Genomic DNA, 26,486 nt, shown 5'->3' on the forward strand with positions numbered 1-26,486 from the left:
GATCGCTTGCGATCGCCGGGGGTTATAGGTGAAAGCCTATAGGCCCCCGTACTTTTTTAGGGCAGCCATTTCCTGCCGCAACCTCGGATGAGATTGCTTACGGGGTGACGGTATAAACCTTCTCTAATTGCTGGACTATGGATGCCCCGTAATCTTCTGGTACTGGTATGTTTTGCTGCATAAATTTGAACGTTCTGTGAGCGGGATGGGCGAGCAAGTCGGCAACCTGTAATCCGGCAAAGTCCGCGGTTTTTGGCTCCAGTTGCAATTCACGCGAAATCAATTTGGATTGCACTATGTGTGGCTGAAAATATTCCGTGCCGTTGTCATAGATGTATCGAAACGCACGCCGTAATCTCTTGTCGTGATACTGGCCTCGGGCTTCGCCCATCACGTCGCCTAGGGTCTGTTGGGATTCAGGATTCTCATCGGGGCTTGGTTGTGATTCAAGCTTGGGATGGACCGATTCGTTTTGACTGACGCCCAATGGGCGAAGATGGAGCCGCATTGTCTTGGCAAGCCGGGAGATCCGGGCCGCAGCGGCAAGGACAACCGACTGTTTGTCGAGGCCGTTCTGTGGATCGCCCGAACCGGCAGTCCCTGGCGGGATCTGCCGGCGATGTTCGGCCACTGGAATAGCACATTCACGCGCTTTCGCGACTGGGTGAAGGCGGATGTCTGGAAGCGGCTGTTCGAGGCCATCTCCGACGATCCCGACATGGAATACGCCATGGTCGACGCCACCATCGTCAAGGTCCACCGCCACGGTCAGGGCGCAAAAGGGGGACGCAAAGCCAGGCGATCGGCCGCTCGAAAGGCGGCATGACCACCAAAATTCTGGCGCTCACCGATGCGCTCGGCAATCTCGTGCGCTTCGTGCTCCTGCCGGGACAGCGTTTCGATACGGTGGGCGTGCCGCCGCTCATCGAGGGATTGGCCTTCAACGCGCTGATCGCTGATAAGGCCTTCGATAGCAACGCCATCATCGCCGAGCTCGAAGCGCGTGGCGCCAAAGTCGTCATCTCCCAGCATCCGCGCCGTGCACAGCCTCTCGCCATCGACAAGGAGATGTACAAATGGCGGCATCTCATCGAGAACTTCTTCGGCAAGCTCAAGGAATTCAAGCGCATCGCAATGCGCGCCGACAAGACCGACCAGAGCTTCACTTCAATGATCTATCTGGCCGCGGCCGCGATAAACTCCAGATGAATCCCAACAGACCCTAGGCTATTGGTTCGCCTCAACCACCACAAGAAGCGCTCAACCAAGCAGGTGAGCACGTAATGGTACGGCTCGAAATGCCATGCGGCATATTTTTCGTAATGTGCTTGCTTATCAATCGAAACCGTAAATGCTGGCCCAGGTAAGTCTCCTACTAAATCTAAGATTTCGGCGTCGAATGCAGCTCGGGTGGCATCGTCCTCAAGCACGGAGAAAACTCCGTCACGATCGACGATATCCCTGCGGTGAAGAATGATTTCCGTACTGTTAAAAACACGGCGCTTCAATGCCGATAGGCGCGCAGTGAATGTGGAATCATGAACGTCTTGCCGGAACACCAAGCCCGTGAGGCTGAGATACCGTTGATTAGGGTCTTTCTTGTGCCCCTTGAGATCGCCAGTGCCGGTTTCGTCGAAGTAAAGTCGATACCGACGCGATGGATGAATGAACGTCATGCGCAGCGGACTCAGCTAGACATTGAAGCAGACCGCCCGCGATTCAACGGACGATGATGAAAGCGCTTTGACGAAAGTTAAGAGTCATCGCTCAGCGCAAACCAATCGATGGCCCTACTATATAGCCGCTGAAAAACGGTGCTTACGCAGTCACGGCCCCCGCAACCGAGTGGCTGCGGAGTGATTCCGCTTACGTGACCTTCTTGAGATTAGCCCGGCGGGACTCAAACACACTCGCGCCAGAACAGTCGAAGGCTAGGACTCTCGGTTGCGCCCGTCAAGAAGTAGAGAGGGCGCTTGAACCAAATACCAAATATAGTGGAAGAGTGGGGGATATCGTTGGCTCATTCTAGATTGCGCCCACAACCCACGGGAATCATTCTGGTTGTGAGTAACACTAGCGCTAAAGGAGCGGTCGTGACTGTTTCGAACCGAGTGGCTGAGTCGGAAAATCACGGCGGATGATCTACCGGAAATCGACGCCCCAGAGTTCATAGTCGGAGTAGGAACGCGGACCGAGTTTATATCAGAGTTGGTCAGTTCACTTTCGCAGAGCCCAGGCGGCACAACAGTCGTTAGTTCGCGGTATTCCACGGATCGAAACGAGACTTTTGCTCGTCATAACGGGAATTGCCTCTGATTTTCTTTGTAAGAAGCAGACCACCCGGTATGGTGGTCGCATGGTGGCACAACCGTCCGTATGTGTCAGGAAGAGTGCGGTCACCTAAGGCCCCGGCCAGCAGTAAACGCCGACACATCAAAGAAAAAGCTAGGCAAGAACTAGATGGCGAGGATGATCCCGAAGACGCCGCCCGATTTTCACGACAGCGAGGGCGAGCGCCGCGTTTTTCAAACCCTTAGGTCGCTTCCTGACAACATCGTTGTCATTCACTCCTTTAGATGGCTGCATCCGGGGAATGCGCGCGTTCTTACCCGGCATTTGAAAGCCCAAGGCGAAGGCGATTTTGTACTCTTTGATCCCGCGCGGGGGATTATGGTCGTCGAGGTTAAGGGCGGAGAGGTGTGGTGCGAGAATGGCGAGTGGCGGCAACGCAACCGTCGAACCGGCTACGTGGGGACTATCTTTCCTGAAGCTCAAGCAAGCGACACTGCCTATAGGATTGGTCCTGAAATAAAAGAGAAGGTACCAGAGGCGAACAAACTGATGTTTTGCCACGCCGTTTGGTTTCCCGATGGAGCGGTAGATCGATCTAACCTTCCGCTAAACTATCACAAAGATATAACCCTGGATGCCGAGGATATTGCTCGACCTGCTGACGCTATCCGTAGAGCCTTCAATTATTGGGCAGCTAGATTCCCTGGTAGCCGTGGCGTTGACGATGACACCGCGCGACAGGTGATCGAAGCTCTTGCACCCACGCTTTCAATCGTCCGTTCCGTCAGGCAGACGCTGGACGAGCGAGAGGAACTTTTCATTCGGCTAACTCAGGAGCAAGCAAGGGTAATCGATTTTCTAGATGAGCAACTACATGCAGCAATTCTTGGCGCCTCTGGAACAGGCAAAACACTGCTTGCCGTCGAGAAAGCGCGACGCTTAGCAACTCCTGCAACGCCGGTGCTGTTTCTTTGTTTTAACGCCGCCTTACGCCAGCACTTAAACGCGCATCACGCTCATCCAAACGTGCGATATCTGACGTTCCATGGTCTAGCTCGGGAGCTGATGGGGCCGGAGCAATCGCTTGAAAGAGCCGAAGAAGATCTTATCGACCACCTTTTAAGTGAGGGGGCCCTTCCTGGCGATCACGTAATTATTGACGAAGCCCAGGATTTTAAAAGCGACTGGTTGGCTGCATTGCAGCTCCGTTTTCAAAATCGCGCGTTTTATGTTTTTTTTGACCGCCATCAACTTATCCAAGGTGAGATGGACACTCGCTGGTTGGACGAAATTCCATGTCGGCTGGTGCTCACCCGCAATTGTCGTAACACAGACCCGATCGCCAAGTTGGCCTACCGCGCCGCCGGTCTCGCCGTGGGCCCGACCCTTGGCCTCGCGGGCCCTCGCCCGGTCCTCCACGCCGTGGCAGATAACACTGAGGCACTGAAGACCGTTGAATCGCTAGTTGAGCTGGCTTGCGTCGATCACAAGGTCCCGCCTCACGAGCTCGCGATCCTTACACTCGAAACGCTTGATGACAAAAGCGCTTGGCGGTTGAAGAAGATCGCCGGAAATCCCGTTTCGGACCAGCCAGAACTCGGTCACATTACAGTTTCAACCGTTCGTCGATTCAAAGGACTTGAGGCTAGTCTGGTTATTGTCGTCGATGTCGATTTTTCCCGAGGTGCGCAAGACGAGTGGCGACGTAGACTCTACGTTGCATGCTCGCGTGCTCGACACGCCGTTCATATCGTAACGACGACCGGGGAAACGCAGATTGGGGATGCAGTACGGGCTTTCGCTGGTACTGAAAAAACCCGACCAAGCTGGCGGGCTCTAGCGCGGCAGCTTGCGGTTCGATTAGCCGAGGGAGGTGGTCTTGATCCGTTCAACGAACCAAGAACTGGGTGAGTACGATCTCATCCGAGACTCGCAACATATTGCCAAGGTGTGGCAAGCCATAGAGGCGGCGTTGCCAAGGTATTGGGACACATTTCTCAAACGGGAGCGAAGGGAGACTGCTGGCTCAAAGGAGGATGGCGCAAAATCGCTAGGTCGCGTTTTCGGAAAAGCCATTGCGGATTTCGAAAAGGAGTCTCCAAAGTACCATCAGGTGTTCGAAACGAGTGCCCTAGATGAGTTTCGAGACGATCCGAATGCATTCAAACAAGCGCTGGCTCGCGATGTTCCCGTCATCGCCAATACTCTTCGTCAACGGCGCTCGGAGCTAAAGGAGTGGCAGCGTCATTTCAGAATGGCCCGAGCGAATGATCTTCTTGAGGTATTTTCGAACGTACTGGATTACGTCAGCGAATGGTCCGGAAGTCATCCTGCAAGTAAATACGAGGGCCTTGATGAACCGGCTTCCTTCAACCTCGACCCACTAGACGACGATGAAACGATGTCGATCGATAATGTGGTTGGAATGGGCATCAAAAGCATTGTGCTCCATCATCTCGATCCCGAAAGGCTCCCACCACGCGGACGCAACGGACTTTATGGTCTTTATTTCCTATCGGGAAGGGGCGCGTTCGATCTGCCAAGCCAGTCGTCCGAATTCTTGATGGTGAACGACATAAATCTCGCGTCTGATGGCAGCATGATAATGGATCAGAACTACTGGTATCCTTATGGGCTATTCTCGCTTTACGCATTGCGCGTTTACCGGTGGATCGATGAAAAGTCATCTAGCGTAGGGTTCAAATTGGACCGATCCGTAAGGTACGTTTACGTCGAACGATTCTTTGACGCGGTCTGCACACAGCATTCGGACGATCTGAAAACAATGCGAGCTCAGGAGCGATTTGAGGTCCCTGCATGACGGGACAATTTGGCCTTTCGCCAAACGACGCGTTGGCAAAGTGGTTTCCTTCAAACCGCAGTTTTCGCGATAGGCAGGAAGAGGCTATCAGTCGCATTTGGGATGGCAAATCGTCGCTCGTGCTGATGCCTACAGGGACCGGTAAGTCTTTAACCTATCAACTCCCCATCCTTGCTTCCGGCAGAATCGGCGTCGTCATCTCACCACTGATTGCGTTGATGCAGCAGCAAAGCAAGTTCCTAACTCAATTGGGTGCAACGGTCCTCTCGTTGGGCGGCAGTGATGCGGTGGAAGCACAACAAGCTTTGCGCGACTTTCCATGGTCAGCGGGCGCCGGCTTTATCTTCATCTCACCCGAACGTGCGGAGACGGATGGATACTTAGAATATCTTTTCAGAAAGTACCGACGCTACGTCAGCTTGGTCGCGATTGATGAGGCCCATTGCATCTCGCAATGGGGTCACGATTTCCGACCATCCTACAAAGCCATTCCAGGTTTTTTTGATCGAACCTTCGGCCGCGATGCGTGGCCGGTCATCCTTTGTCTAACGGCAACCCTGGATGAACTTAGTCAGCAAGAGGTTCTTCGCGATTTTCGGCTGTCGCCGAACGACATTGTGCGCAGCCCGAACATGCTTCGAAGCAATCTCGACCTGTCATTCCAAATAGTCGAGGACGTCAGCGCCAAGCTTAAGGCGCTTGAGTCGCTGTTAGACAGTCGCAGGGGTGAAAAGATTATTGTTTACGCCCATCTGAAACAAAACAAGACGAGCGGAACGCGAGCACTGGCAAGCCGGTTTCTCGACTTGGGTCATAGATGCGCTCCGTTCGATTCCGACCTGCCGCTGGCGGAAAGGGAAAAAACGCTGATAGGCTTCGCTGAAGGAAGCATCGACGTTGTGTTCGCCACCGGCGCATTTGGAATGGGCATTGATATCCCCAACATCCGAGGCGTAGTGCACTTCTTGCTCCCGGAATCAATTGAACAATACTATCAGGAGGTCGGTCGAGCGGGTCGCGATCAGAAGCCCGCGTTCGGAACGCTCTTTTATAGCGAAATTAACGCCAAGGTTCGCAGAGACTTGATTCGTCAAGCGGCTAGGAGCTCGGAACAGGTGCGCGAGGTTTGGACGGGCGTCTGCGATATTGGGCGAGGACCTCTGCGTACTATTAGCCCTTGGACAGAATTTCAAAATAAGGACGATGAGCACGCCCTCTTTTACGCCTTCCAACGTGTTGGTGCCCTTACAATTGTTGCTCGCGGGCCTGGAAGGCTGAAATGTTTCAAGGCCCGACTACCGGACGGTGCCGCCTTTCTTCACCGCCTTTCTTTAGCTACGGTGATCGGGAATACAGCGGCGGCAATTCGCAAACTAAATCTTAGTCCCGCTGGCACGATGGAAAAACTGTTCGATCTTTATGACTGCGGCGAAATAGACCTTACTAGGAGTCCGGATAAGACCTTGCTCTTTGAAACACATGGGCTCGACGACGAGCAGGTAGGGAATATTGTGGAGGACATTGGTTGCAAAGTTCAGAAGCGCTTGGCAGATTTTGAATATTTTGTTGGGTTGATTAAGAACCACACAGATCCAACTGATGCGCTTCGGCACCGGTTCGACGCAACCTGACGGACGTCAATCAAAACTTTAGAGAATGTCCTTAGCGAGACTTAGGGGCCTCACGATGGCGGATGTGACTGATGCTGAGAAGGACAGGCTGAAAGCGATCAGCTTTGATGAGGAATGCCATTCCATTAGGCACGCAAAAAGTTGGCCGGGCGACCTTGAAGATGCCATAGGAGCTCAGCAAGCGGGGGTTCGTGACTTGCTTACACGCATGATTGAGGCGGGCTTCGAGGCCAGTAGAGCGCGTGCGCTGATAGCCGAAGGAAGCGAAACCGCTTTGCATGTTGTTCGCCGATGGACTCGGTTCGTCGCCAAAAAATAGAAGCTATCCGAACGTTTTTGACGACTTAGGTTGAGGTAGGACTGAGTCGATCGCTTTCACCACTCAAGCAACAGGCATTTTCATTTCCTTCCATTTACCCCGCTCTCCTCTCGCAGGACTGTTGGACATCAGGACAAACACGTCCTCCATGGATGGCGTTCGAGCTTTTCGACCATCATGAACCAGGCATATCCTGGCGATCACGCCGTCATTGAACTGGTGCTTTCTAACAAGCCGAGAACCAGGTTGCCGCAGCGTACAATCGTGCAAAGCACCTACAGAGGCGGCGCGAGCTTCTTCAGATTTGGGCCGATCTGATCTGGCGGATGCCGTACCCGCTGGATCGCTCTTACATGGACCGCGCCGATGGCATAAAACTAATTGTCGGTAATGTAGCATAGGGTAAGCGATGTTCTCAGGCCACGCGCCAGCGTTCTTGGGTAGCGAGATAGGCCCAGGGTAGCAGTTTGTCGATCTGGCTATTCGGGTGATCGTTGACGATGCGGGTGATGACGTCGGCGAGATAGGCGTGGGGTTCGACGCCGATGAGCTTGCAGGTTTCGATCAGTGAGGCGATGACGGCCCAGTGTTCGCCGCCGCCGTCCGAGCCTGCGAACAGGGCGTTCTTGCGGTTGAGCGCGATTGGGCGGATAGCGCGCTCGACGACGTTGGAATCGATGTCGATGCGGCCGTCGGCAATGAAGCGCGTCAGCCCGTCCCAACGCGACAGCGCATATCGTATGGCCTCCGCGAGTTTGGTCTTCTGGCTAATCAGACCAAGCTTGGCGCGCAGCCAGGGTTCGAGCTCGTCGGCGGTGCGGCCGCGGATCTGGGCTTCGATGACGTAGAGCGCGGCGATACGTTCGAGCGCCTCGCTGGCGATCGGTGCGGGACCGGCCGCGGCGAGTTCGTAGAAGCGCCGGCGCACATGGGACCAGCAGAACGCCAGTTCTACGTCACCGCGCTCAGCCAGGACCCGATAGCCGGCATAGCCGTCGACCTGGAGGATGCCGGCAAAACCCGCGAGGTGGACGATCGGCCGTTCGGCCTTGCGATCGGGAGCGTAGACATAGGCGACGGCGGGCGGGTCCGTGCCGCCCCAGGGCCGGTCGTCGCGGGCATAGGCCCAGAGCTGGCCGGTCTTGGTGCGGCCGCGTCCGGGATCGAGCACCGGGGCGGTGGTCTCGTCGGCAAACAGTTTTGTCGACTGCTTCAGCCTCGCGAGCAGTCGCTCATGCACCGGCCGCAACAGGAAGGCTGCCCGCCCGACCCAATCGGCCAGGGTCGAGCGATCCAGCTCGAGGCCCTGGCGGGCGTAAATTTGAGCCTGCCGATACAGCGGCAGATGGTCGGCATATTTGGCGACGAGTACCTGCGCCACGGTGGCTTCGGTCGGTAGCCCGCCCTCGATCAGCCGCGCTGGCGCCGGTGCCTGCACCATGGTCTCGCAGGCCCGGCAGGCATACTTCGGCCGCCTTACGACCAGGACCCGGAACTGGGCCGGCATGATATCCAATCGTTCGCTCACATCCTCGCCGATCCGGTGCAGCGCCTGCTGACAGCACGGGCAGGCGTGATCGTCGAGGTCGATCAGCATCTCGACCCGCGGCAGATGCGCCGTACGCATCCGGCCAGCACCCCGGCCAGGCGCGCCGGTCTGCCGTAGCGCTCAGGCGGCAGCCGCTTTGGACCTTCGGTCCGCCTTCCAAATCCACGGGAGCAGGTCGGCGGCTCTGTTGATGGGGTAATCCGGAAGCCTGGCCAGCACGTCAGCGAGCCAGGCTTGCGGATCAACGTCGTTCATCTTGCAGGTTTCGATCAGGGTATAGACGGCGGCGGCACGATAGCCGCCAGCATCTGAACCGGCGAAGGTCCAATTTCGTCTTCCGATAGCCACGCCGCGTAGCGCTCGTTCGGCAGCGTTGTTCGAGAGGCAGACGCGTCCGTCGTCCAGGAAGCGGGTAAACGCCGCCCAGCCGTTGAGCAGGTAGTTGATCGCCTTTGCAGTATCGTTGCCTGAGGAGAGCAAGGTCCGCTGCTTGCGCATCCAGATCTCGAGATCAGCAACGATCGGCGCGGACTTCTCACGACGCACCGCAAGTCGCTGTTCCGGCGTTTTGCCGTTGATGGTGCGCTCGATCTCGAACAGGATATCGATGCGCCGCACGGCCTCGCTGGCAATCGGCGCCTCTCCAGACTTCGCCAAATCAAAGAACTTTCTTCGGCCATGGCTCCAGCAGGCCGCTTCAAGGATTGGGGCCGGCTTCCTTTGGGCCTTGTAGAGCTGGTTATATCCATCAAAGGCATCGGCCTGCATCAGGCCCGCATAGCCAGCAAGATGGCTTCGCGGGTGCTCTCCAGCCCGGTTGCGCGAGTAGTAGAACAGGGCCGCCGGCGGATCCGTGCCGCCAAACGGCCGGTCATCGCGAACATAGGTCCAGATCCGGCCGGTCACCGTCTTCAGCTTGGCCAGTACCGGCACCGTCGTATCGTCGGCGTGGATGCGTTCCGCGCTCATGACGTGGATTCGGATGGCCTCAATAATGGGATCGAGTGCTACCACGCAGGCGCCGACCCGATCCGCGAGGGTCGAGACGTCGATCTCGATCCCCTCACGAGCATAAGTCTTGCTCTGCCGGTTCAACGGCTGATGCAGCAGGAACTTGTTGACCAGCACCATCGCCAGCAGGTTCGGTCCGGCAAAGCCTCGCGGGATCGGATGGGAGGGCGCCGGCGCCTCTGTGATCGCCTCGCAATCCCTGCAGGAGAACTTTTCGCGGACGCGCTCGATAATCTTCCAGCGCCGCGGCTCGCATTCCAGCGTCTTTGATATCACCTCGCCAAGCTTGTGCAGCCGCTCGCTGCCGCACTTACCACACGCGCAAGGCGCGGGTTCGACGATACGTTCGACCGGCAGGTTATCCGGTAAGGAGCGTCGCGACGGCCGCGGATTCTGCCCGTGCTTCTGTTTGGCGGCTTCTGGTGCTGCGAACTCGGCTTTGGTTTCCTGCTCCGCCTGAGTCTCTTCAAGATCCTCGATGGCAGTTCGAGCTGCTCGACCAGCAGCTTGCCACGTTCAGAAGATTGCCCGAACTGTTCTCGCCGTGCCTTGGCCAGCATCAGCTTCAGCCGCTCGATTTCCAGCCGGCCGACGGTCACTTCGCTCTTCGCCAGCGTCAGCTGTTCGCGCTGCGCAATGATCATCGCATGCGCAGCGGCAAGGTCGGTGGGAAGCGGATCGGCGTGCGTCGTCACGAAGACGAATCAACCATATTCGTCGCAAAAAATCCCGCTCGATTTAACCGGAAGCCTGTGGACGCCAGGTTGCCTGCGGCATCCGCCAGTCGATACCGGACAGCAGATAGGAGAGCTGCGCAACGCTGACCGTTACAACGCCGTCCGCCAGTGATGGCCACACAAAGCGGCCGCGTTCCAGCCGCTTGGTGAACAGACACGCGCCCTGGCCATCATGCCAAATGATTTTGATCAGGTCGCCGCGGCGACCCCTAAAAACGTAGAGATCACCAGCGTGCGGATCACGCTTCAAGGTCTCCTGGACCAACCGCGCAAGGCTTGGAAAGCCGCGGCGCATATCGGTGTGGCCGGTCGCAAGCCACACCCGCACATTACCCGGTATGGCAATCATCGGCGCTCAAGCACATCGAGGACCCGCGCCAGCGCTTCTCGATCGACGTGCGCGTCCACTCGGATACGTCGCCGGTTGCCAAGGTCGATCTCGATCAACCCAATACGCGCGGCCACCACAGATCGCCGTCGGCTATCACCCGCAGGTAAAAGCTTCGAAGTTTCTTCCGCTTCCGTGGCGGCGATGTGCACCGGCGCAAAAGATGGTACGACCTGTTCGGATGTCCGGGCTTGTCGACGCCAGGTAAATACCAGGCTGGCCGCTACTTCCGTTGCGACGCGCGACCGCAGTCACCTTTGCGCCCGGCGCCAGCGTCTCCTCGACAATTCGCGCCTTGTCATCCTGCGACCAGCGCCGCCGCCGCTCCAGCCCGCCCAAAACCTCGACTCGCATCGCCCGATGACCTTAAAGCTAGACTTAAGGTCACAGGCTTGGCGAATTACAGCGCGTCAGACAAGACGGCGCCCGTCGGATGCGTACGATGCGCCGGCAGCGCGCCTCTGTTCCTGCGGCGCCGTGCGGCTCGGCTCGATCGCTCGGCAGCATTGGCTGCATCGGTCGCGGCATCACTGCTCGCCTCGACCTGCTCGACCTCCTCCAGGCCGAGCAGCAACTGGTCCTCCGGCAGCGTCTCGGCCCGGCGGCCGAAGCGATGACGCTGCAACTCCTTGATGATCTGCTCGAGCCGCGCGGCGCGCGCCCGTTCCGCCAGCAGCATCGCCTTGAGCGTGCCGGGGTCGTCCGGAAGCGTGTCGGCCGTCGTCGCCATGATGCGATTACACCATGCATCGCGGCATCCCGCGAGCGAGACATGCATACTGATTCACTGTGCCGCAGTTCAACTCGCCTGGATCGGCGACGGTGTCTCGCGCGCGGCGTGGACGCGCTTCCAGTCCAGTCCTTCGAGCAAGGCTGACAGCTGCGCCGCGGTCAGGCGAATGACGCCGTCCTGCACGTTGGGCCAGCAGAACGAACCGGTCTCAAGCCGCTTGGCGAACAGGCACACACCCGTGCCGTCCCAATAGATCAGCTTCACCCGGTCGGCGCGCTTGGCGCGGAACACATACACGGCGCCGGAGAACGGATCGGCCTGCATGCTCTCACGCCAGGGCCGCGAGCCCTTCGGCACCCTTGCGGAAGTCGACCGGCCTGGTCGCCACCATCACCCGCACCGCGCCCGTCGGACCGATCACGTGCAGGTCTTCAGCGCATGGATCACCGCCGCAATCGTCGCGGCATCCGCGCCGCGGCCGACCCGGAGCGCGACGCCGTTGATCTCGAGCTCGATGATGCCACTGTTCTCGGCGCCCTCGGGCGCCTTCCGAAGGCGTCGGCGCTGCCGCGGTGAGCGCTCCGGCGGCGTGCACGATGGGGTAACGACAGCGGGCACGAACGTCTGCGGCTCGGGTCCCACAGGGCTCGCAACCGGCCGTCGCATTTGCCGGCGCCACGTAAACAGCTGTTGCGGCGACAATCCGTGCCGCCGCGCGACCTCCGATACCACGGCTCCCGGGGCCAGCGTCTCCTCGACAAACCGCGCCTTGTCGTCGGCCGAGAACTGCCGCCGTCGGCCGCTCTCCGTGATGACCTCGACCCGACGAACCGAGGTCCTGGGCTCAAGCATATGGTCAAGCTTAGACACAAGCCGATCTCCAATCAGAGATCGATCATTCCTCGCTCGAGGCCTTCAATGGAAGGTGGGACCGAAACAGCGCTTACAGCATAGGGGAGTGATCATGAACTTCAAAAGCTCACCAGATCACTGCTTGCTAGCCGCGTGGCAAAGCATCCAAGGGCAAGTTGCGGCGGATGATGCGGCTGGCGGACGCTACCGGTTCAGGCCCAAACCTGCGCGCTTATGCCGAACAGCTTCAAACCGAGCTTGAAGAGTGCAAGCTCCGGTACACCCCAATCCGGTGGCAGAAGACGATGAAGAAACCAAATTGTGGACGTGCCTAGCGACGTGCGGGAGTTGGTCGAAAGAACGATAGACCAAACCGAGAAGGCATTCTCCTTCTTCTTCCAACAAGCCAAGTTGCCCGGTGATCTTGCCCTGAACTTCGCCCAACCAGAACGTCACGACTGCGTTGGAATACGGTTCTCAGACCTAGAGCCCGTCGTAAGAAGACGAAAGTTGAGATTGAAGGGTTTCCTCGACCGGATCCTGTGCGCGTCGAGCAGCGCTTAGTTGAGCTGCGACATAAACTAGATGGGCGCGGCCTTCGGCACGCGGCAGCCTATGAGTTGCAAGAGCTCTTGCTCGAGTGCTTGGACAAGGCCGAGCGTCGCCATCTCATTACCTCGACGACTGTCGACGCTCAGAGCGCCTCAAGGAGCATATCGAAGAGGATCACTGATCGACTGGCAGAAGGCGTGAATATTCGAATTGAGACATCGGCCGAGCTGGAGGCAAAGCCGAGCGGAAGCTTGGCTCCTTTCAACCCGCTGTGCAGCTTTGGCTCGAAGCGCAGCAGCGAGGGAATCTCACGCTGGCAGCTCGTAATCAGCCTGGAGATGAATTGTTCTTTCTCGTGAAGGATGATGATCTTGCCGTCGTTTCGGATCGTCCGTTCTTGAGTTCCAGCCGGCAAAAGTGCTTTAGTCCTTGCGTTTCCTTAGTTAGCCGGCTTCCTCAGCAGGTTCGTCAGATTGCCCAGATTGCCGGGCTGAGCGAAGCGAGCCCGGTGTTTCTCAGGAGGAAAAGTTGACGTGGCCGACACTAGCAGTCTGCTGAAAAACCCCCTCGCCAGGGAGGGGACTTGATGATTCACTTTATCATCTCGAATCGGCGGAGACGATCATGCGCGGCAGGTTTACGGATCAGGGCGGCCTGTTTTCGTACATCGCGCCGGATAAACGTGTGCCAGCGAACCATCCGCTGCGGAAGGTCCGGGAACTTGTCCGGGATGTTTTGAGTGATTTGAACCGCAGCCTTGGAAAGCTATACGCCAGCGAGGGACGTCCTTCGATCCCTCCGGAGCAATTGCTGAGCGCCTTGCTGCTGCAGGTGTTCTACGGCATCCGCTCGGAACGCCAGTTGATGGAGCAGCTGGACTACAATCTTTTGTATCGCTGGTTCGTGGGACTGTCGCCGGACGATCCGGTCTGGGACCCGACCACCTTTACCAAGAACCGGGAGCGGCTGCAGAACGGCGATGTGTTCACGAAGTTCATGACCAGGCTTCTGAACCATTCTCAGGTCAAGCCGCTATTGTCGGACGAGCATTTTTCGGTGGACGGAACGCTGATCGAAGCCTGGGCTTCGCAGAAGAGTTTTCGCCCCAAGGACGGCAGCGGCGACGATGATGACGGCGCCAACTTCCATGGCCAGAAACGCAAGAACGACACCCATGCGAGCACCAGTGACCCGGACAGCAGGCTTTATTGTCAATCGGCGTTCAAATTTGGCTCTGACGCAATTTTGGTGCATCGGGATCATGTAGCACCGATCAAGCGGGCCTGCAGAAGATCGAGCTTGGCGCGCCCGTACATCTGACGCTTGACGAGCTTGAGCTTGGTAATCTGGCCCTCGGTCTGCCCGTTGGACCAAGATGTTTTAATCGCAGCGTTGATGGCGGGCCTTGTCTCTGGTGACACCGTTGGCGAAGACCCGACGAGACTTGCGCATGCTCGTTCCAGCCAAGGGTCAAGATCTACGTGAGCCTTCTTGCGGATCATCGTGTGGAAAGCTGCGATGATTTCGCGAGCTTCCACCAGGAGAGGAACGCCTTGCTCGATCGCCGCGATGGTAACGGTCTCAGACTTTGATAGCGCATCGCGGCCATTAGTCATCAGGCGGGCAATGGTTCTGGCGGACGGCACGCGCTGTACACTTTGAGCATCGGGCGTTTCGGCGCGCCGATGGCGTGTCGCCCACTCTCTAACAACCCGCTCGGAGCCCCTAAAACCCAGCCTCCTGAGGCGACGCCACAAGTCGGCACTGTTGTGATGACCACTCGTCCACTGGGCATCAAGCCAAGACAGATGATGTTCGAGAGAACTCTCACGCACTCTGAATACATCCGTTCGCTGACCTCGGAGCACCTTGCGGACGAGGCCTCGGCTATGTCCCGTAAGTCGTACGATCTCCTTTATGGAGACGCCCGTCTCCGCCTGTCTGAGGATTGCCGCGTTGGTATCCTCACGCCGTAGATAGCCCTCGTACTGGATCCGCTCCGCGGCCGTCAGCAAGGCAGGATTTATTGTGGCGGAGCCGACCGCCACACGAACCTGGCGCATTGATTTGCGGACCGCATCGAGAAATGCGTGGCTGGCATTCTCCATCAAATGCCAGCGGTCAGCGACCTGGGTGGCCTGCGGAAGCGCCTTGGCTACAGCAAGGGCGTAACCACCGCCGCGATCGCGCGCGACGACAGCAATTTGCGGCTGCCCCGAGAGCCAGGCCTGTGCAGTAGCTGGCTCTCTGTCGGGTAACAGGGCGATCGGTCGTCGCCGCTCGAGGTCGCAGATGATTGTTCCGTACCGCTGATTGCGCCGCCATGCCCAGTCATCGATACCGATCACGCTCGGCGCAGCAAAGGGCTGGCAACCGCGCCTTCGCACCACCCGAAGCAATGTATCGTTGCTCACGGGCAGCATAAGTCGGCGAGCGAAACTCGCGGCCGGGCGGCCACCTAGGGCGAGCCCAAGGTGATGGACCAGCAGATCGAGCCGCGCCGTTCGCCGCGCCCACGGCGCTAGAGCCCCGTCATCGAAGCGCTCGGTGAAAATACGTCGCCCGCACATAACAGTGACGCAGCGGAAGCGGCGCGCCACGACCATCAGGCGAACCGGCCGCCCCGCCAGCGGCAGATCGGTGAGGCATCGCTGATATCGGCTATGAATCCGCCCAGAACTGGCTCCGCATCCGGGACAGAGACTCTTGTCGCTCGTGGGACGGACGGTGATCACGGTCGTGGCGCCATCACAGACGGCGCGCTCCACGTCAAACCCAGGAGGGATCAGGACCGACGGTCGCAGGGCACGCTGCATCATGTTGATTCCTTTGTGAAACCAACGCGAGCCGGCGCTTGAACTTCATCAAAAGTGAGTCAGAGCCAATATTGCAGGCCGAATGACACTCAACATCAGCCGGTGTGGTCAACAGATCGATTGGCCTATGCTGGTTCAAGCCGATAGCCGGCCGTTTCAACCATTGCTCAGGTTCCTGCATGGAACCGAAAATGGAGGTTGCTTTCGCCAGGACTTCCGCGAGCTTCCATGTTCGCCCACTTTGCTCGGGCTGAGTGGCTTGGCTCCCGCGGAGGCATGGCGTTGGTAGGTGCGATGGCTCATTCCAATCGCTTTGGCGGAAGAGTCGTCCCAGCGAAGAAACGCTAGGTTCTCAACCAGATGTAACAGTGCTCTGGACGGCAGCCCGTTCAGAAGCATCTCATGCGCCTCCAACGGGCTTTGGGGAACCTTTCGAAAAGTGGGCGGAGCGCCAAGCAGCCTGGCGACTGCAGCTAGCCGCGTCTTCTCAATCGGTTGTGGCCGGTCGGTCCCTCGGTTACGCATTTAAAGTCGTTCAGTCATGTGTCGTTCCATACATGACAGTTGGCGCAAACGTTCCAGACAGGCGGATCGGCGTTCCGGCGGTGCCCGCGGGATCCGCCGGCAGGACGCCCTGCTCAAGGGCCTCGAAGCGAGTCGAGCCACCTCACTGAATATGGTGGGGTCGTACCCTCATGACCAAGATCCGGGGCATTCAGACAAGCGATTGAGCGCGCACCATTGGGCTTCGCGGTGCGGGATGTCGGCAATGCTGCGTAGCCACCTGGTGGGTGGGCGTCGCCAGCCAGACTCAAGGTTCGCTTAAATCGACTCGATTCTTCTTTGCGAGCACACGTTGATTTTATTGAAATGCGATATCGGTCCCTTACGCCGATCATAGTCGAGTCCCTACGCGGAATCACACGTTGTCCGCTTCAGGGATTGTCAGACTTCGTGAATCCAAGAACTTCGCATCGTAGCCCAACGATCCGGCCCGTGGCGTCAGTCAAATTCCCGGAAGGCGCGTCAATTCCTCGACGGTACGACGTTTCAGCCGATCCAGAGCCCAGAGTTGCGCGGCAGAATATTCCCGCGTTCCCTGCAAAATTTCGGCGCGCAAGTCGACGTAAGCCGTCGTAATACTACCCTTCCGGATAACATTCGTATTCCAGTCAGACTCCACGAGTTGCATCGCGTCGTATCGCGAACTCTTGAGTTCAGGACGGTCGAGATCATATACATCTCGAGAGCAGTCGCCATACTCGGAATGCGCGGCGGAGAAGCCGGTTGCATCGAATTCCAGGTGGTCGAACGGATTGAGTTTTCTGTCGTATGGATTCAGGAGCAGAGGAACCTCTCGAGCAAGATTCCGTGCTTCGCGCGAATGAGCACCTTTGACAGGAAAGCGCGTCTGCTTCGCACGCCGCGGTTGATTGCACAGGCTGCAGGATGGTAGGAGGTTTGTCTCGTCATATGCTAGCCAAAAATAGCCTGGATGGTTTTCGTCCTCGTCCACTTTTCCCTTCGGCCTGTAATGCTCGACATCTCCAGCATAGCCCGCGCGCGGCTTGTTTTCGCAATACGCGCACTTTTCATGAAACAGCTCAAAGAGGTGCCACTTCAGTTCTCTCCAGATATTGTCGTTGAATGAGATCGCAGTTTTAGGAAGTTTTTGCCCGGCTGCGGGCGTTTCTTCTTCGAGCTGTGCGGACCAAGAATCGATCTGTGAGATAGCCTCGGTCTCAGAACAGTCATTCTGCTTCTTGATCTTCGCGATCAGGCGTTTCTTGGTGCCGTCGATCTCGGTCAGGTCCGCTGGTGCCAGCCATGACCATCTGGCTCTGGCTTGGCCGCTAACGTAACTCCACCGATCCTTGATCCGCTGCCAGATCGCCTTGTCTTTGTAGGTGGCCGCTCTCTGTCGCCACTCACTGAAATCGTAAGGCGCTATCGAGATGACTGTCAGACCCTTGCGATCCAAACGTTCTCGCAGGCTGTTCGCATCAACCGCATGGCAAATGAACTCGTGCGTCGTATTCTTGCTGTCGCTGGCCTTGAACTTGAAATTGGGATCTACCCAAGTCCCCCAAATCATATGGGCCTCCGCGAGCCGGTGATGGACTCCGTGAGTTGCGCCTTCGCTTCTACCAAAACCCTTTCTTTCTCTTCGGAAGGGAGCTTTTGCAATCGGTTCTCGGCGAATTCGCGAATGAGTTCGAACGCCTCGCGCGCGGCCTTCGATTCATGCGGCGCGGGCGCTCGCATCTTGAGTTCGGCGGCGACGGTCTCCAGTTCCTTGGCGTCAGGATCCGACTTCGCGGCCAAGCGTGTAAACCTGTCTATCAACTCCGCCGTCCGGGCGTCGCGCGTCCGCTCCAGACCAAAGTAAGGTAGCATGAGGATCTGGTCGACGCGCCATCCTTCGGGGGGAATATCTATGCGCTCAGCGGCGATCTTCACGTCCTGAAGCGTAAGCGCCTCGCCCATTTCGACAATCTCACCGTCGCTAATTCGCAAATTGACGTCGGCCGGAACTTTGTATCGGCGCTCCTCCCGCGGCGGATCGTCATCGTCTACGGGCGCAGGCCCCGTCACTGTAATCTCCGTTGCGCCGTCCATCTGTTTGACATGTGCCACGCCGTAGATTTCCGATTGAACGGGGACGCTGCGAATGATCCATATCTCGTCCTTGGTCAGAGATCCCACCATGAGGGGAGAGTGAGTTGTGGCGACGACTTGAACACTGGGAAACTTTTTGCGAAAAGCTTCAATGAAGAGCTGTTGCCACTTCGGGTGCATATGGGCGTCGACTTCGTCGACGAGAACGAGCGGCCTGCTGTCAGCTGAGATATTCACTTCGTGCATTCGCTGGATGAGGTTTCCAATCCAGCACATCACGGAGCCGGCGCCTTGGCTCACGGCGCTTAGCGGCACGACGCTCCCGTTGCTTTCGATCCAGATTCCCAGTGGGTTCTTTTCGATTCGGGGACGGCCAATGCGAATTCCCGGACTGAGCGCCCCGAACACGTCGAAGAATTCCTCGATGACTTCCTGCTGGCCTGCATAATCCAGGTTGACGAGCCACTGTTTCAAGTTGGCGATACGTCCGTCGGGGGCTCCTTGGAGCAGTGGCAGCAGATCGTCCGGTCCGGGCTCGGCAATGGTTTCCGGGGACTTATCTGGGCCCGCCGGGTTCTCCCAGGGGATGCTTCGCAAAGCCGGAAAGCCGATTGCCAACCACCGGTCCGACTCGAGCGGCGAAAGGCCGATATAACGCGCCTTCACTTTTCCACCACGGATCCGCGTCAACTCCATGGTGTGCTCGCGGCTCTCGACCTCGAGCCGGATTGTGCCACGGTCTGCGCCCGAGCGCAGGAGCCTCTCCAGCAGTGCCGGATCGGCCGCTTCGCCGCACAAAGCTGCGGCAATCGCTTTCAGGATGACCGTCTTGCCTTTCCCATTGTCGCCGAGCAACAGGTTCCAGCCTGGCGTCAAGTCAAGACGCAGGGTTTCGAATGGCCCAATGTTTTCGAGCGCCACGGATTTTAACGTCATGTTGCCGGCTGTAGCTCGACTTGGTGTCGGCTTGGGGCGGATCGCGTCGGTCGCCTTCTCCAGATATTCGACGAATCCCGAGTAGTTGAATCCAGGCTCGTACTCCACAATGTGCATATTGTAAGTGCGATCAAGATAACGCACCTCGACGGGATCCAATTGGCCTTCCCGCGGTATCAATGCATATTGCCGGCGGGCTGGCGGTCCGCTCAACCCGAGGGCGTCGAGGAACCCGCGAATGCCATCGACGTTAGACCCGACAAACAGCGTGTGGTACTGGAGAAACAGGGTACCTAGAAATTGCTTGAATTGAGGATTTTCCGAGACCCCGGTTCTGAACTGCCGGGAATTGAGAACGACGGAATCGGGAAGCGCGGGCAAGCCGCTCACGTTGAGCGCAAATCGCGCCTTGGATTGAAGCACCGATACGAGCTGGGCCGTATCGGCCGGCAATAGGGCGGCTGTACTGAAGGCTTTGGCGAGCAAATTATCGAGGCCCGTGTTGAGCGCGCCGACGAACGGCAATTCCGCCAATAATTCGTGAGCATGGCTTGGCTGCGTAGAGGCTTCGAATGTGGTCCTTAGATACTCAGCGATATCCTCTCGCGGAATACGGTGCGATAAATCATCCCCAACCTCCTCCAAATCGCCGGCTTCGATTGCGGCATCAAGTTCCTTTGCGACTGCAGGATCGATCCGCGAGCGCTCCCTTGCGTACGAAAGCAGCCCTCGCAGCAGCTCTGGCCAGGTAGGCAAGCCTGCCTGAGCCCCGAGTCCGGCACCCGCATAGAGAACGCATTCCCCCGAGGCGATGGCGTCGATCAGCCCGACAGGTATCGCCTCCGGAGCACGCAACGGTTCGACGTTTTTCAGGTCGGGCCGAAGCACCTGTCGGATGCTGCGAAGCACCTCTTCGAAGGGTACCCGCGGCCATTCGGAGGAATCCGGCACCTCCCGCACCAGGCTTCCCACCGCATATTCACCCAGCCTTCGATAACACTCGTGCTCGTCCTCATCGAAGCTGCCGGGACGAACATCCAACATTGGAAACGTCGGGTGAGCGCTGGCGAACTGCAGTACGTCCGTTGGCTCTTCGCCAGTGACCGCGGGCTTGAAAAGTAGTAGAAAGCCGGCCTTGCCGTCGGGGTAGCGAATCGTTCCCATCTGGTAGTGTCTGCGGACCTGCTTTTTTTGGCTGAGCGGGCCGAACGAGAATTCAATTTCCACACCAAGATCCAGGCGACATTTCCGAATGACTCTCCCGAGTGCGTCGAAGGTAAGATCCGCATCGGACGTGCCATCGCAGGCGATCACGAATTCGCAGCGGCGCCGAACCAATTCGTAAATGCCAAGGCTATCGAACAGGCTGCCGGGATGTAGCCGAGAGATGGGAACTCTCTCTCGTACCAACAATCGGCTCAGCCCGGCCAGCAGACCGCGGTTAGCTACGGGAGCATCAGGCGGTGGCCCCGATGCGGTAATCGCCTCTGCGGTACTGAAGCGGTCAATCGGGGAAAGCGCTATCGGCTTCCGCTCGCCGACCACGGCACCAAACAGAGGATATGGCCCACCATTCGCAAGCTGACCGAGAGGGATGTCGCCGTTCAGGTATCGCTTACCTACAAAGTGCGAGATGGCGCGACGGGTCGGAAAAAGTTGCTTCAATCCAAGGATTGCGGCGGCTCCTAGCACAATTGGAGCCGTGACTGGGGTTATGAGTTTGGCCAGTTCTGGGACTAGTTGCGGCAGAGACCAATCCAAGGGCACGATCTTTGCCAGGAGCGGTATGAGGGCGGCTGTTCCGGCGAGCAGAAATAGTAGCGGACTGAGATAGTCGATCACCGAACTCAGGAAAATGAGCCTGTATGGGGCGTTCGGCAATGAGATCCGTTCTCTCGGCAAAGCATCATTGACGTGCTCGAATCCGTCCCGCGCGATCATCGCGGAAATTCGTCCGCCAATGTAGCCGCCGCCTCCAACACAGGAGAGATAGTCGATTCCACGCAGGAGCCCCGCCGCTGCAAGCCCTTGCAGCACGCCCAGGCAGAACGTTGCGCTGCGGAGTCCTCCGCTGGAAAGTGCGAGCCCAACAAGGCGAGAGGGATCTGTCTGGGATAGACCGTGCGCCGCGCGCACCCGGGCAATTTGCTCGCGCTCTGCAAGCATGCGTTCTTCTATGGAGCTTTCAGATAGCCAAACGGCCATTCCGGTCTAGCCTTCCCTTGAGGTTGGTTCGCGACGAGCCGCGCATGGCGGGGAATTTGCAGGGCAATATCCTGCTCATCCGCTGCGGCGAGCACCGATTGGTGTAGCACCGGTGGTGCAAAGATGGAACTCGGAAACTTGTGATTTAGTTTCCTTCGTTTCGTTTTTCGCCCTTGCGCCAGACCAGCAGCTGCACCGTACGCCGAGCGGGGCCCGCTTCGCGATCACGGAGCGAGGATACAGCAGGGCTCATTCCCCTTCTGCGGTCGGCGCTGCCGCGCGTGCCGCGCGACTGCAGGTGCCCTTGACAGCGCGAACGCCCGATCGCGGACGTCGAACACCGTGCAGCCACTACTCGGTCGACCCGGTCGCTTACACGCCGGCCTCCGGCTGCGAGGTCGAGAACCAGGTTGGACTGCTCAGGGAGCGGTTCTTCACGCCGCGGCCACGGTCCAAGAAACTGAACGAGCTAAGCGCTGGTTGCTCGACAAATGCATCGCCTACGCCAAGGCACATTGCCATCCGGAGCTGGCCGATCAGGCGATCTGGGATGTGTTCGAAGCCGCGCGTCCCAAGCTCGTCCCCTACGCCGGCCGGTTCGACGGCTTCCACGCGGTGCCGGCGTCTTTCTCGAAGATTTGTCTGGTGCGCTCCGAGAACAACAATACTCGGTCCCAGCCAGCGCGGTCGGGCGGCCCGTTGAGGGTCTAGGCTTCTGCTGACCGCATCGTGATACGTTAGGATAGAAGGATCGCTGCGGAGCATCCACAATCCTTTCGGGCGGCGAGACGACCTACGACCCCTAAGTATCTGATCTAACTTACATGATAAGCGCGACCGTCCAGCGCCCGTTGATCGTCTTCTTGACAATCCGGTTTCTGACATTCAACCTAACGTCATTGTTGGAAGTCGATACACTTTTGCGGCTGTTTTTTGGAGGGCTTTAAATACTTTGACCATTGAACGCGTGGTACGCGGAGATATTGCCGTGACCAATCTGCTTCGCAATGCAGCAGATCGCGCCGCCTACAGAGCTGAGCATATTGCAATTTCGCCATAGAGGCGGCGAATGCCCGAGAGCAAAGAGTCTCCCTATTCGCGCGAGGCAAACGCCTGCCTGATTTCGTTGCATGATGACAACTGCTGAGAGTTAGGAGGTCCGATGTCGATCATCGTCTGCCGACCGAAGAGTCTTCAGCTCGACATGCTCGCGAACGCGGAGCGGAAAGCGCTGATAATCAATCCAGCCAACGAGGCCGAGCGGCACACGATCGAACGCACGGCTATCGGGCGCCGAGGTGGCGCGCGACGCATCGCCGTGGTGATCGGGCGCAAATGGCCGGTCAAAGGAGTGCAATTGAGCGTCTCCTTCATGGACAGCCCGAAGAGCGATTTGCGAAGGCGCATCCTGCTGCACATGAACGCCTGGGGGCAGAAAGCCAACGTGAAATTTGCCGAGACCTCCGGCGTCGGTCAGGTCCGTATTGCGCGACTCGACTCTCCCGAAGACGAGGCAGGCTACTGGTCGTATGTCGGCACCGAAATCCTGGAGATCGACAAGGGTAAGCCGACCATGAACCTCGAAGGCTTCACGATGCGAACGTCGGAAGCCGAATTCAAGCGCGTCGTCCGTCATGAGGCCGGGCATACTCTGGGGTTCGACCACGAGCACATGCGCAGCGACATCGTGAAGCTCATTGATCGCGACAAGGCCATCAGATTCTTCGACGAGGACCAGGGCTGGACTCCCGAAGAAGTGGACGAGCAGGTTCTGACACCGCTTGCGAAAAAATCGATCATGGGCACCAAGGAGGCCGATCCGGTCTCGATCATGTGCTATCAGTTGCCCGCCGCCATCATGAAGAACGGCAAGCCCATCAAGGGCGGCAACGACATCAATCCAAGGGACCATGCGTTCGCGGCGTCGCTCTACCCGAAAAAGAGCAGGACCGCCACACCGCCACCACTCGACCCCGAGGTCATCTCGCAGCCGCCGCCGGAATCGGCAGAGCCCGATTCCCGCGAGCGGCCGGATGCTGCGACACCGCCGGGGTCCGAGATCCGAGCCACGTTTCCCGCACCGCGGAGCGGTCTGGTCAACGTATTCGAACTCGTTGTCATGGACGAGTTTCAGCCGAACCGTGAGGCGCCGCGCAACGGCGAGACGCCGGAATTCGCCCAGGTGCTCGCGAGCTACGGGGGCGCCCGCGTCGCATCGGTGATGCGGCTGCGTGCCGGCGCAGGCGGCGAGAAGACCCAGTTCGGAAAAATCATCGGCACGCACGAGCGCATCAAGAAATATACCAACCGGGTAGAAGGTTCGCTTCCCGGGGACAAGGACATGATCGCCTTTGGCGAACAGCTGTTTGATACGCTTCTTCAGGGCGATGTCCGCCGCTTGTACGACGAAGCGCGCACGCGGCAGGGCCGAAAGCTCGATTTCATCTTCACCTCGATGATTCCCTGGATCGCCGAAAAGCCCTGGGAGTTTGCCTACGATCCGGTGCGGAAGTGTGTTTCCTTGCGACCGAAGAGATGCGCTTTACGCGGAATGTTCTGACCAGTATCCCCGCCGACCAGATCGACCCGGATTCAGGACCGTTGCGAATCCTGGTCGCCTCGGCTCAGCCCGTCGGATACGCCCGTTTGTCCATCGAGCAGGAAGAGGCGGTGATCCGGCGCGGCTTCGAGCCGCTTATCGCGGCCGGGCTCGTTACCGTTACGGCGCTAGCGCGGGCAACAGCCGAAAAGCTGCACGGCCATCTCTCGAACGGCAAATTTGACATCGTCCATTTCATCGGCCACGGAACGTACGATGAGGAGCGCGGCGAGGGACGCCTCGTGTTTGTGAATGAGCAGGGGCAGGAACACAGCCTCGGCGAACGCTCGGTGCGCGAGATTTTCTGCAGCCGAAACCTGAGTTTGGTGTTTCTCAACGCCTGCGAAACGGGCGCCGCAGGGCGCGCCGAGTTCAACAAGGGAGTCGCGCAGTCGCTGGTCGCGCACGGGCTGCCGGCGGTGGTCGCAAACCAGTATAGCGTCCTGGACTCGTCGGCCACCTCGTTCGCACGGCACTTCTATTGGTCGCTCGCCCAAGGCAATTCTCTCGGCGAGTCGGCGCGTGAAGCGCGCATCGCTGTCAACTATTCATTGCAAGGCGAACCGATCGACTGGGCCGTTCCCGTACTGTATGCGCGAGATTCGGGCCAGGTACTGTGCAAGCCCCCAGCAAAGCGCAGCTTCGTTCCCGAAACCCGTGTGCGTCCCGATGCACGGCGTGCGACTGCTGCGTACAGCGTCCGCGTCGCCGTCTGGGACATGGACAATGTCTTTCCGGCACTGGACCGCACGCTCGCGCAGATGAATGCACCACAGAAGGAATTTGGCTTCGAACTCGTCCGGCTGTCGGTGCCGCTCGATGTCTGGGATCTGCGGGAAGACAAAACGATGTATCTATGGGCGGAACGCCTTGCAGATCGATTGCGCGGAACGACGGTCGAACTGGAGGTCGACATCCTGGCCTGTATTACGCGTCATCCGATGCGGGATGATGAATGGGAGAATATCTACGCTTGGTGGCCGTCCAATCGTAAGCCACCGATCCTGATCCAGTCCGTAGCCGGATTCGACCAGCTTGCGCCGGAAGGACGCGAAACAGATCGCGTGATCGCCAACGAGATGGTTGGGAACCTCGCCGGATTCTACGGCGATCTGGAGGGTCACGAGGAGGGAAGCAAGGATTGCCCGCTGTACTTCAACCGCGAGCGCCAATTCGAACATCTCGCCGCCCGGAAGCGGTTCGACAAGGATTGCCGGAAAAAACTGGAGGGGCGCGGCGTTAACCTCGATGCCCTCGATGCGCTGCTAAATGCCTTTCCATAAAGGGAGATGAGTGATGGCAAAGAAGACCCGCAGGTCCAGACGCTCAGCGCGCGTTGATGCCAGCGTCAGCGCCGCAATAAGGAGCGGCCAGGCGATGGCGGAAGAAGTCATCGCGTTCCGGACCGCACGGACCCGCAAGCGATCAGCGGCAGTCCGACGGATGGCGCGTGCGCCCAAACCACGTCGAGCGCCGGCCGCGACACAGATTCCCTCCCGGACGCGAGCCTTGCTCGGAAGTCCGGTGAGCGCGGGCGTGCTGATCGCCGAAGGCGATTCCTGGTTTGATTATCCCTTTCACGACGTCCTACAGATGCTCGAGGACGACTATCTTTACGATGTGGAATCCGTTGCTCACAAAGGCGATACGGTCGACGACATGGCGCACTCAGGCGGCCAGTTTGAGGAGTTTGCGAGGCGGCTGGAGAAGTTGTTGCGCGCCAACAAGGTCCCGCGCGCGATTCTGCTGTCCGGCGGCGGTAATGACATCGCCGGAGACGAATTCGCGATCCTGCTGAATCACGCGGCATCGTCCCTCCCGGCCATCAATGACGACATTGCTCGCGGGTTGATCGATGTGCGCCTGCGAGCGGCCTATGCACGGATCATCAGCGGTCTGACCATGATCGCGCAGGACCTATCTCGGGCGGCCGATTCCCATCGTGACACACGGCTACGACTACGCGCTTCCCGATGGCCGGGGCTTCTGGGGCGGATTCTGGCTGCTGCCCGGCCCCTGGCTGGAGCCCGGATTCCAGAAGAAGGGCCACGTAAACTTCGGCAAGAACTCCGCCGTGGTCGTCAAGCTCATCGATCAGTTCAACGCGATGTTGAAGGACGTAAGTGCCACCTCTGGCTTTGGACATGTCCATTATCTGAATCTTCGCAACACGCTTAAGCACGACGGGACCTACAAGAAGCATTGGGAAAACGAGCTGCACCCGACAGAGGAGGGCTTTAAGCTGGTCAGCAAGAAGTTTGCTGACCTGGTTGCGAAACTCTAGACCGTCGTTACTTGTCAATCGCGCGCCTTGAACACTAGAAGTCCCGTATCCCAACAAAGTCGGCAAGAAGGTTTGCGAGAGGAGGGCAATCTCAACCTCAATGCCCACCCTTGCTGAGATCCCGGAGGCCTTGAGCGTTGGA

At 58.4% G+C, this 26,486-nt stretch carries 18 protein-coding genes and 6 pseudogenes; 10 read left to right on the top strand and 14 right to left on the bottom strand.

What is annotated here, in order from left to right:
• Nucleotides 1–97: 97 nt before the first annotated feature.
• On the bottom strand, nucleotides 98–394 hold the full coding sequence (locus ACVWYI_RS02400) for a hypothetical protein (RefSeq protein WP_456661118.1): 297 nt from the start codon (nucleotides 392–394) through the stop codon (nucleotides 98–100).
• Between the two features lie 63 nt (nucleotides 395–457).
• Between ACVWYI_RS02400 and ACVWYI_RS02405 the strand changes: the two genes are divergently transcribed.
• Nucleotides 458–1,209 (top strand): IS5 family transposase gene (locus ACVWYI_RS02405; RefSeq protein WP_247772603.1). Its coding sequence is split into 2 segments (ribosomal slippage): nucleotides 458–788 and nucleotides 788–1,209, totalling 753 coding nucleotides; the frame shifts between segments, so codons are not numbered across the junction.
• On the opposite strand, the gene ACVWYI_RS02410 is transcribed toward ACVWYI_RS02405, so the two are convergent.
• Nucleotides 1,176–1,676 carry a DUF3800 domain-containing protein gene (locus ACVWYI_RS02410; protein ID WP_456661119.1) on the bottom strand — a complete coding sequence of 167 codons (501 nt, stop codon included), beginning with the start codon at nucleotides 1,674–1,676 and terminating at the stop codon, nucleotides 1,176–1,178. The genes ACVWYI_RS02405 and ACVWYI_RS02410 overlap by 34 nt on opposite strands.
• Nucleotides 1,677–2,460: 784 nt before the next feature.
• On the opposite strand from ACVWYI_RS02410, the gene ACVWYI_RS02415 reads away from it, so the two are divergent.
• The 4 genes from ACVWYI_RS02415 to ACVWYI_RS02430 are packed head-to-tail and all read left to right on the top strand — an operon-like array spanning nucleotide 2,461 to nucleotide 7,063.
• On the top strand, nucleotides 2,461–4,203 hold the full coding sequence (locus ACVWYI_RS02415; protein WP_456661120.1) for an ATP-binding domain-containing protein: 1,743 nt from the start codon (nucleotides 2,461–2,463) through the stop codon (nucleotides 4,201–4,203).
• A complete protein-coding gene (locus ACVWYI_RS02420) occupies nucleotides 4,172–5,113 on the top strand; it encodes a hypothetical protein (RefSeq protein WP_456661121.1) in 942 nt (313 codons plus the stop codon). Before ACVWYI_RS02415 ends, ACVWYI_RS02420 begins: the two co-directional genes overlap by 32 nt.
• Nucleotides 5,110–6,744, top strand: a complete 1,635-nt coding sequence (locus ACVWYI_RS02425) for a RecQ family ATP-dependent DNA helicase (RefSeq protein ID WP_456661122.1) — start codon at nucleotides 5,110–5,112, stop codon at nucleotides 6,742–6,744. Before ACVWYI_RS02420 ends, ACVWYI_RS02425 begins: the two co-directional genes overlap by 4 nt.
• Before the next feature lie 55 nt (nucleotides 6,745–6,799).
• On the top strand, nucleotides 6,800–7,063 hold the full coding sequence (locus ACVWYI_RS02430) for a hypothetical protein (protein WP_456661123.1): 264 nt from the start codon (nucleotides 6,800–6,802) through the stop codon (nucleotides 7,061–7,063).
• A gap of 415 nt (nucleotides 7,064–7,478) precedes the next feature.
• Here the strand turns inward: ACVWYI_RS02430 and tnpC (ACVWYI_RS02435) are convergent.
• The 8 genes and pseudogenes from tnpC (ACVWYI_RS02435) to ACVWYI_RS02470 form a co-directional block, all read right to left on the bottom strand.
• Nucleotides 7,479–8,726 (bottom strand): annotated as a pseudogene (gene tnpC, locus ACVWYI_RS02435) (IS66 family transposase); the annotation flags it as partial.
• Nucleotides 8,727–8,732: 6 nt separating this feature from the next.
• A protein-coding gene (tnpC, locus tag ACVWYI_RS02440) for an IS66 family transposase (RefSeq protein ID WP_456664471.1) occupies nucleotides 8,733–10,267 on the bottom strand; the annotation gives its coding sequence in 2 pieces (ribosomal slippage) (nucleotides 8,733–10,105 and nucleotides 10,105–10,267; 1,536 coding nt in all).
• Nucleotides 10,268–10,361: 94 nt separating this feature from the next.
• The gene (tnpB, locus tag ACVWYI_RS02445) at nucleotides 10,362–10,709 is read right to left on the bottom strand and encodes an IS66 family insertion sequence element accessory protein TnpB (protein WP_456661124.1); all 348 of its coding nucleotides are present in this window, start codon (nucleotides 10,707–10,709) and stop codon (nucleotides 10,362–10,364) included.
• A gap of 135 nt (nucleotides 10,710–10,844) precedes the next feature.
• Nucleotides 10,845–11,102, bottom strand: coding sequence for a transposase (locus ACVWYI_RS02450; RefSeq protein WP_456661125.1), 258 nt, complete (start codon nucleotides 11,100–11,102; stop codon nucleotides 10,845–10,847).
• Nucleotides 11,103–11,190: 88 nt separating this feature from the next.
• Nucleotides 11,191–11,478, bottom strand: a pseudogene (locus ACVWYI_RS02455) (transposase domain-containing protein); the annotation flags it as partial.
• Nucleotides 11,479–11,547: 69 nt separating this feature from the next.
• A pseudogene (gene tnpB, locus ACVWYI_RS02460) lies at nucleotides 11,548–11,902 on the bottom strand (IS66 family insertion sequence element accessory protein TnpB).
• Complete coding sequence (gene tnpA / locus ACVWYI_RS02465; RefSeq protein WP_456661126.1) at nucleotides 11,899–12,351, bottom strand: IS66-like element accessory protein TnpA; 453 nt, start codon at nucleotides 12,349–12,351, stop codon at nucleotides 11,899–11,901. The pseudogene tnpB (ACVWYI_RS02460) and the gene tnpA overlap by 4 nt, the downstream one beginning before the upstream one ends.
• A 676-nt stretch (nucleotides 12,352–13,027) precedes the next feature.
• Nucleotides 13,028–13,300, bottom strand: a complete 273-nt coding sequence (locus ACVWYI_RS02470; protein WP_456661127.1) for a hypothetical protein — start codon at nucleotides 13,298–13,300, stop codon at nucleotides 13,028–13,030.
• Nucleotides 13,301–13,509: 209 nt separating this feature from the next.
• Here ACVWYI_RS02470 and ACVWYI_RS02475 point away from each other — a divergent pair.
• A pseudogene (locus ACVWYI_RS02475) lies at nucleotides 13,510–14,094 on the top strand (transposase); the annotation flags it as partial.
• A gap of 50 nt (nucleotides 14,095–14,144) precedes the next feature.
• On the opposite strand, the gene ACVWYI_RS02480 reads toward ACVWYI_RS02475, so the two are convergent.
• From ACVWYI_RS02480 to ACVWYI_RS02495, 4 genes and pseudogenes are all read right to left on the bottom strand, one after another.
• Entirely contained in the window at nucleotides 14,145–15,701 is a 1,557-nt protein-coding gene (locus ACVWYI_RS02480) for an ISL3 family transposase (protein ID WP_456664472.1), read from the bottom strand.
• A gap of 88 nt (nucleotides 15,702–15,789) precedes the next feature.
• A pseudogene (locus ACVWYI_RS02485) lies at nucleotides 15,790–16,226 on the bottom strand (antitoxin Xre-like helix-turn-helix domain-containing protein); the annotation flags it as partial.
• A 481-nt stretch (nucleotides 16,227–16,707) separates the two neighbouring features.
• Nucleotides 16,708–17,796 (bottom strand): hypothetical protein, encoded by a 1,089-nt coding sequence (locus ACVWYI_RS02490; protein WP_456661128.1) that lies wholly within the window; start codon nucleotides 17,794–17,796, stop codon nucleotides 16,708–16,710.
• Entirely contained in the window at nucleotides 17,793–21,461 is a 3,669-nt protein-coding gene (locus ACVWYI_RS02495) for an AAA family ATPase (RefSeq protein WP_456661129.1), read from the bottom strand. The genes ACVWYI_RS02490 and ACVWYI_RS02495 overlap by 4 nt, the downstream gene beginning before the upstream one ends.
• A gap of 343 nt (nucleotides 21,462–21,804) precedes the next feature.
• Here ACVWYI_RS02495 and ACVWYI_RS02500 point away from each other — a divergent pair.
• The 4 genes and pseudogenes from ACVWYI_RS02500 to ACVWYI_RS02515 all read left to right on the top strand — a co-directional run.
• Nucleotides 21,805–22,165, top strand: a pseudogene (locus ACVWYI_RS02500) (IS21 family transposase); the annotation flags it as partial.
• 458 nt (nucleotides 22,166–22,623) lie between these two features.
• Nucleotides 22,624–24,021: a M12 family metallopeptidase gene (locus tag ACVWYI_RS02505; RefSeq protein ID WP_456661130.1), complete on the top strand. Its 1,398-nt coding sequence runs from the start codon at nucleotides 22,624–22,626 to the stop codon at nucleotides 24,019–24,021.
• Nucleotides 23,997–25,343, top strand: a complete 1,347-nt coding sequence (locus ACVWYI_RS02510; protein WP_456664473.1) for a CHAT domain-containing protein — start codon at nucleotides 23,997–23,999, stop codon at nucleotides 25,341–25,343. The genes ACVWYI_RS02505 and ACVWYI_RS02510 overlap by 25 nt, the downstream gene beginning before the upstream one ends.
• 13 nt (nucleotides 25,344–25,356) lie before the next feature.
• Nucleotides 25,357–26,238, top strand: coding sequence for a hypothetical protein (locus ACVWYI_RS02515; protein ID WP_456661131.1), 882 nt, complete (start codon nucleotides 25,357–25,359; stop codon nucleotides 26,236–26,238).
• The last annotated feature ends 248 nt before the right edge of the window (nucleotides 26,239–26,486 follow it).

It is taken from the genome of Bradyrhizobium sp. LB13.1, assembly GCF_054056815.1.

What these genes read in the sequence shown, in the direction of transcription:
- ACVWYI_RS02515 (WP_456661131.1), top strand. Translation starts at nt 25,357, where the DNA reads ATGGCAAAGAAGACCCGCAGGTCCAGACGCTCAGCGCGCGTTGATGCC.
- ACVWYI_RS02425 (WP_456661122.1), top strand. Translation starts at nt 5,110, where the DNA reads ATGACGGGACAATTTGGCCTTTCGCCAAACGACGCGTTGGCAAAGTGG.
- ACVWYI_RS02450 (WP_456661125.1), bottom strand. Translation starts at nt 11,102, where the DNA reads ATGCGAGTCGAGGTTTTGGGCGGGCTGGAGCGGCGGCGGCGCTGGTCG.
- ACVWYI_RS02410 (WP_456661119.1), bottom strand. Translation starts at nt 1,676, where the DNA reads ATGACGTTCATTCATCCATCGCGTCGGTATCGACTTTACTTCGACGAA.
- ACVWYI_RS02415 (WP_456661120.1), top strand. Translation starts at nt 2,461, where the DNA reads ATGGCGAGGATGATCCCGAAGACGCCGCCCGATTTTCACGACAGCGAG.
- tnpB (WP_456661124.1), bottom strand. Translation starts at nt 10,709, where the DNA reads ATGATTGCCATACCGGGTAATGTGCGGGTGTGGCTTGCGACCGGCCAC.
- ACVWYI_RS02505 (WP_456661130.1), top strand. Translation starts at nt 22,624, where the DNA reads ATGTCGATCATCGTCTGCCGACCGAAGAGTCTTCAGCTCGACATGCTC.
- ACVWYI_RS02510 (WP_456664473.1), top strand. Translation starts at nt 23,997, where the DNA reads ATGCGCTTTACGCGGAATGTTCTGACCAGTATCCCCGCCGACCAGATC.
- ACVWYI_RS02495 (WP_456661129.1), bottom strand. Translation starts at nt 21,461, where the DNA reads ATGGCCGTTTGGCTATCTGAAAGCTCCATAGAAGAACGCATGCTTGCA.
- ACVWYI_RS02490 (WP_456661128.1), bottom strand. Translation starts at nt 17,796, where the DNA reads ATGATTTGGGGGACTTGGGTAGATCCCAATTTCAAGTTCAAGGCCAGC.
- ACVWYI_RS02430 (WP_456661123.1), top strand. Translation starts at nt 6,800, where the DNA reads ATGGCGGATGTGACTGATGCTGAGAAGGACAGGCTGAAAGCGATCAGC.
- ACVWYI_RS02480 (WP_456664472.1), bottom strand. Translation starts at nt 15,701, where the DNA reads ATGCAGCGTGCCCTGCGACCGTCGGTCCTGATCCCTCCTGGGTTTGAC.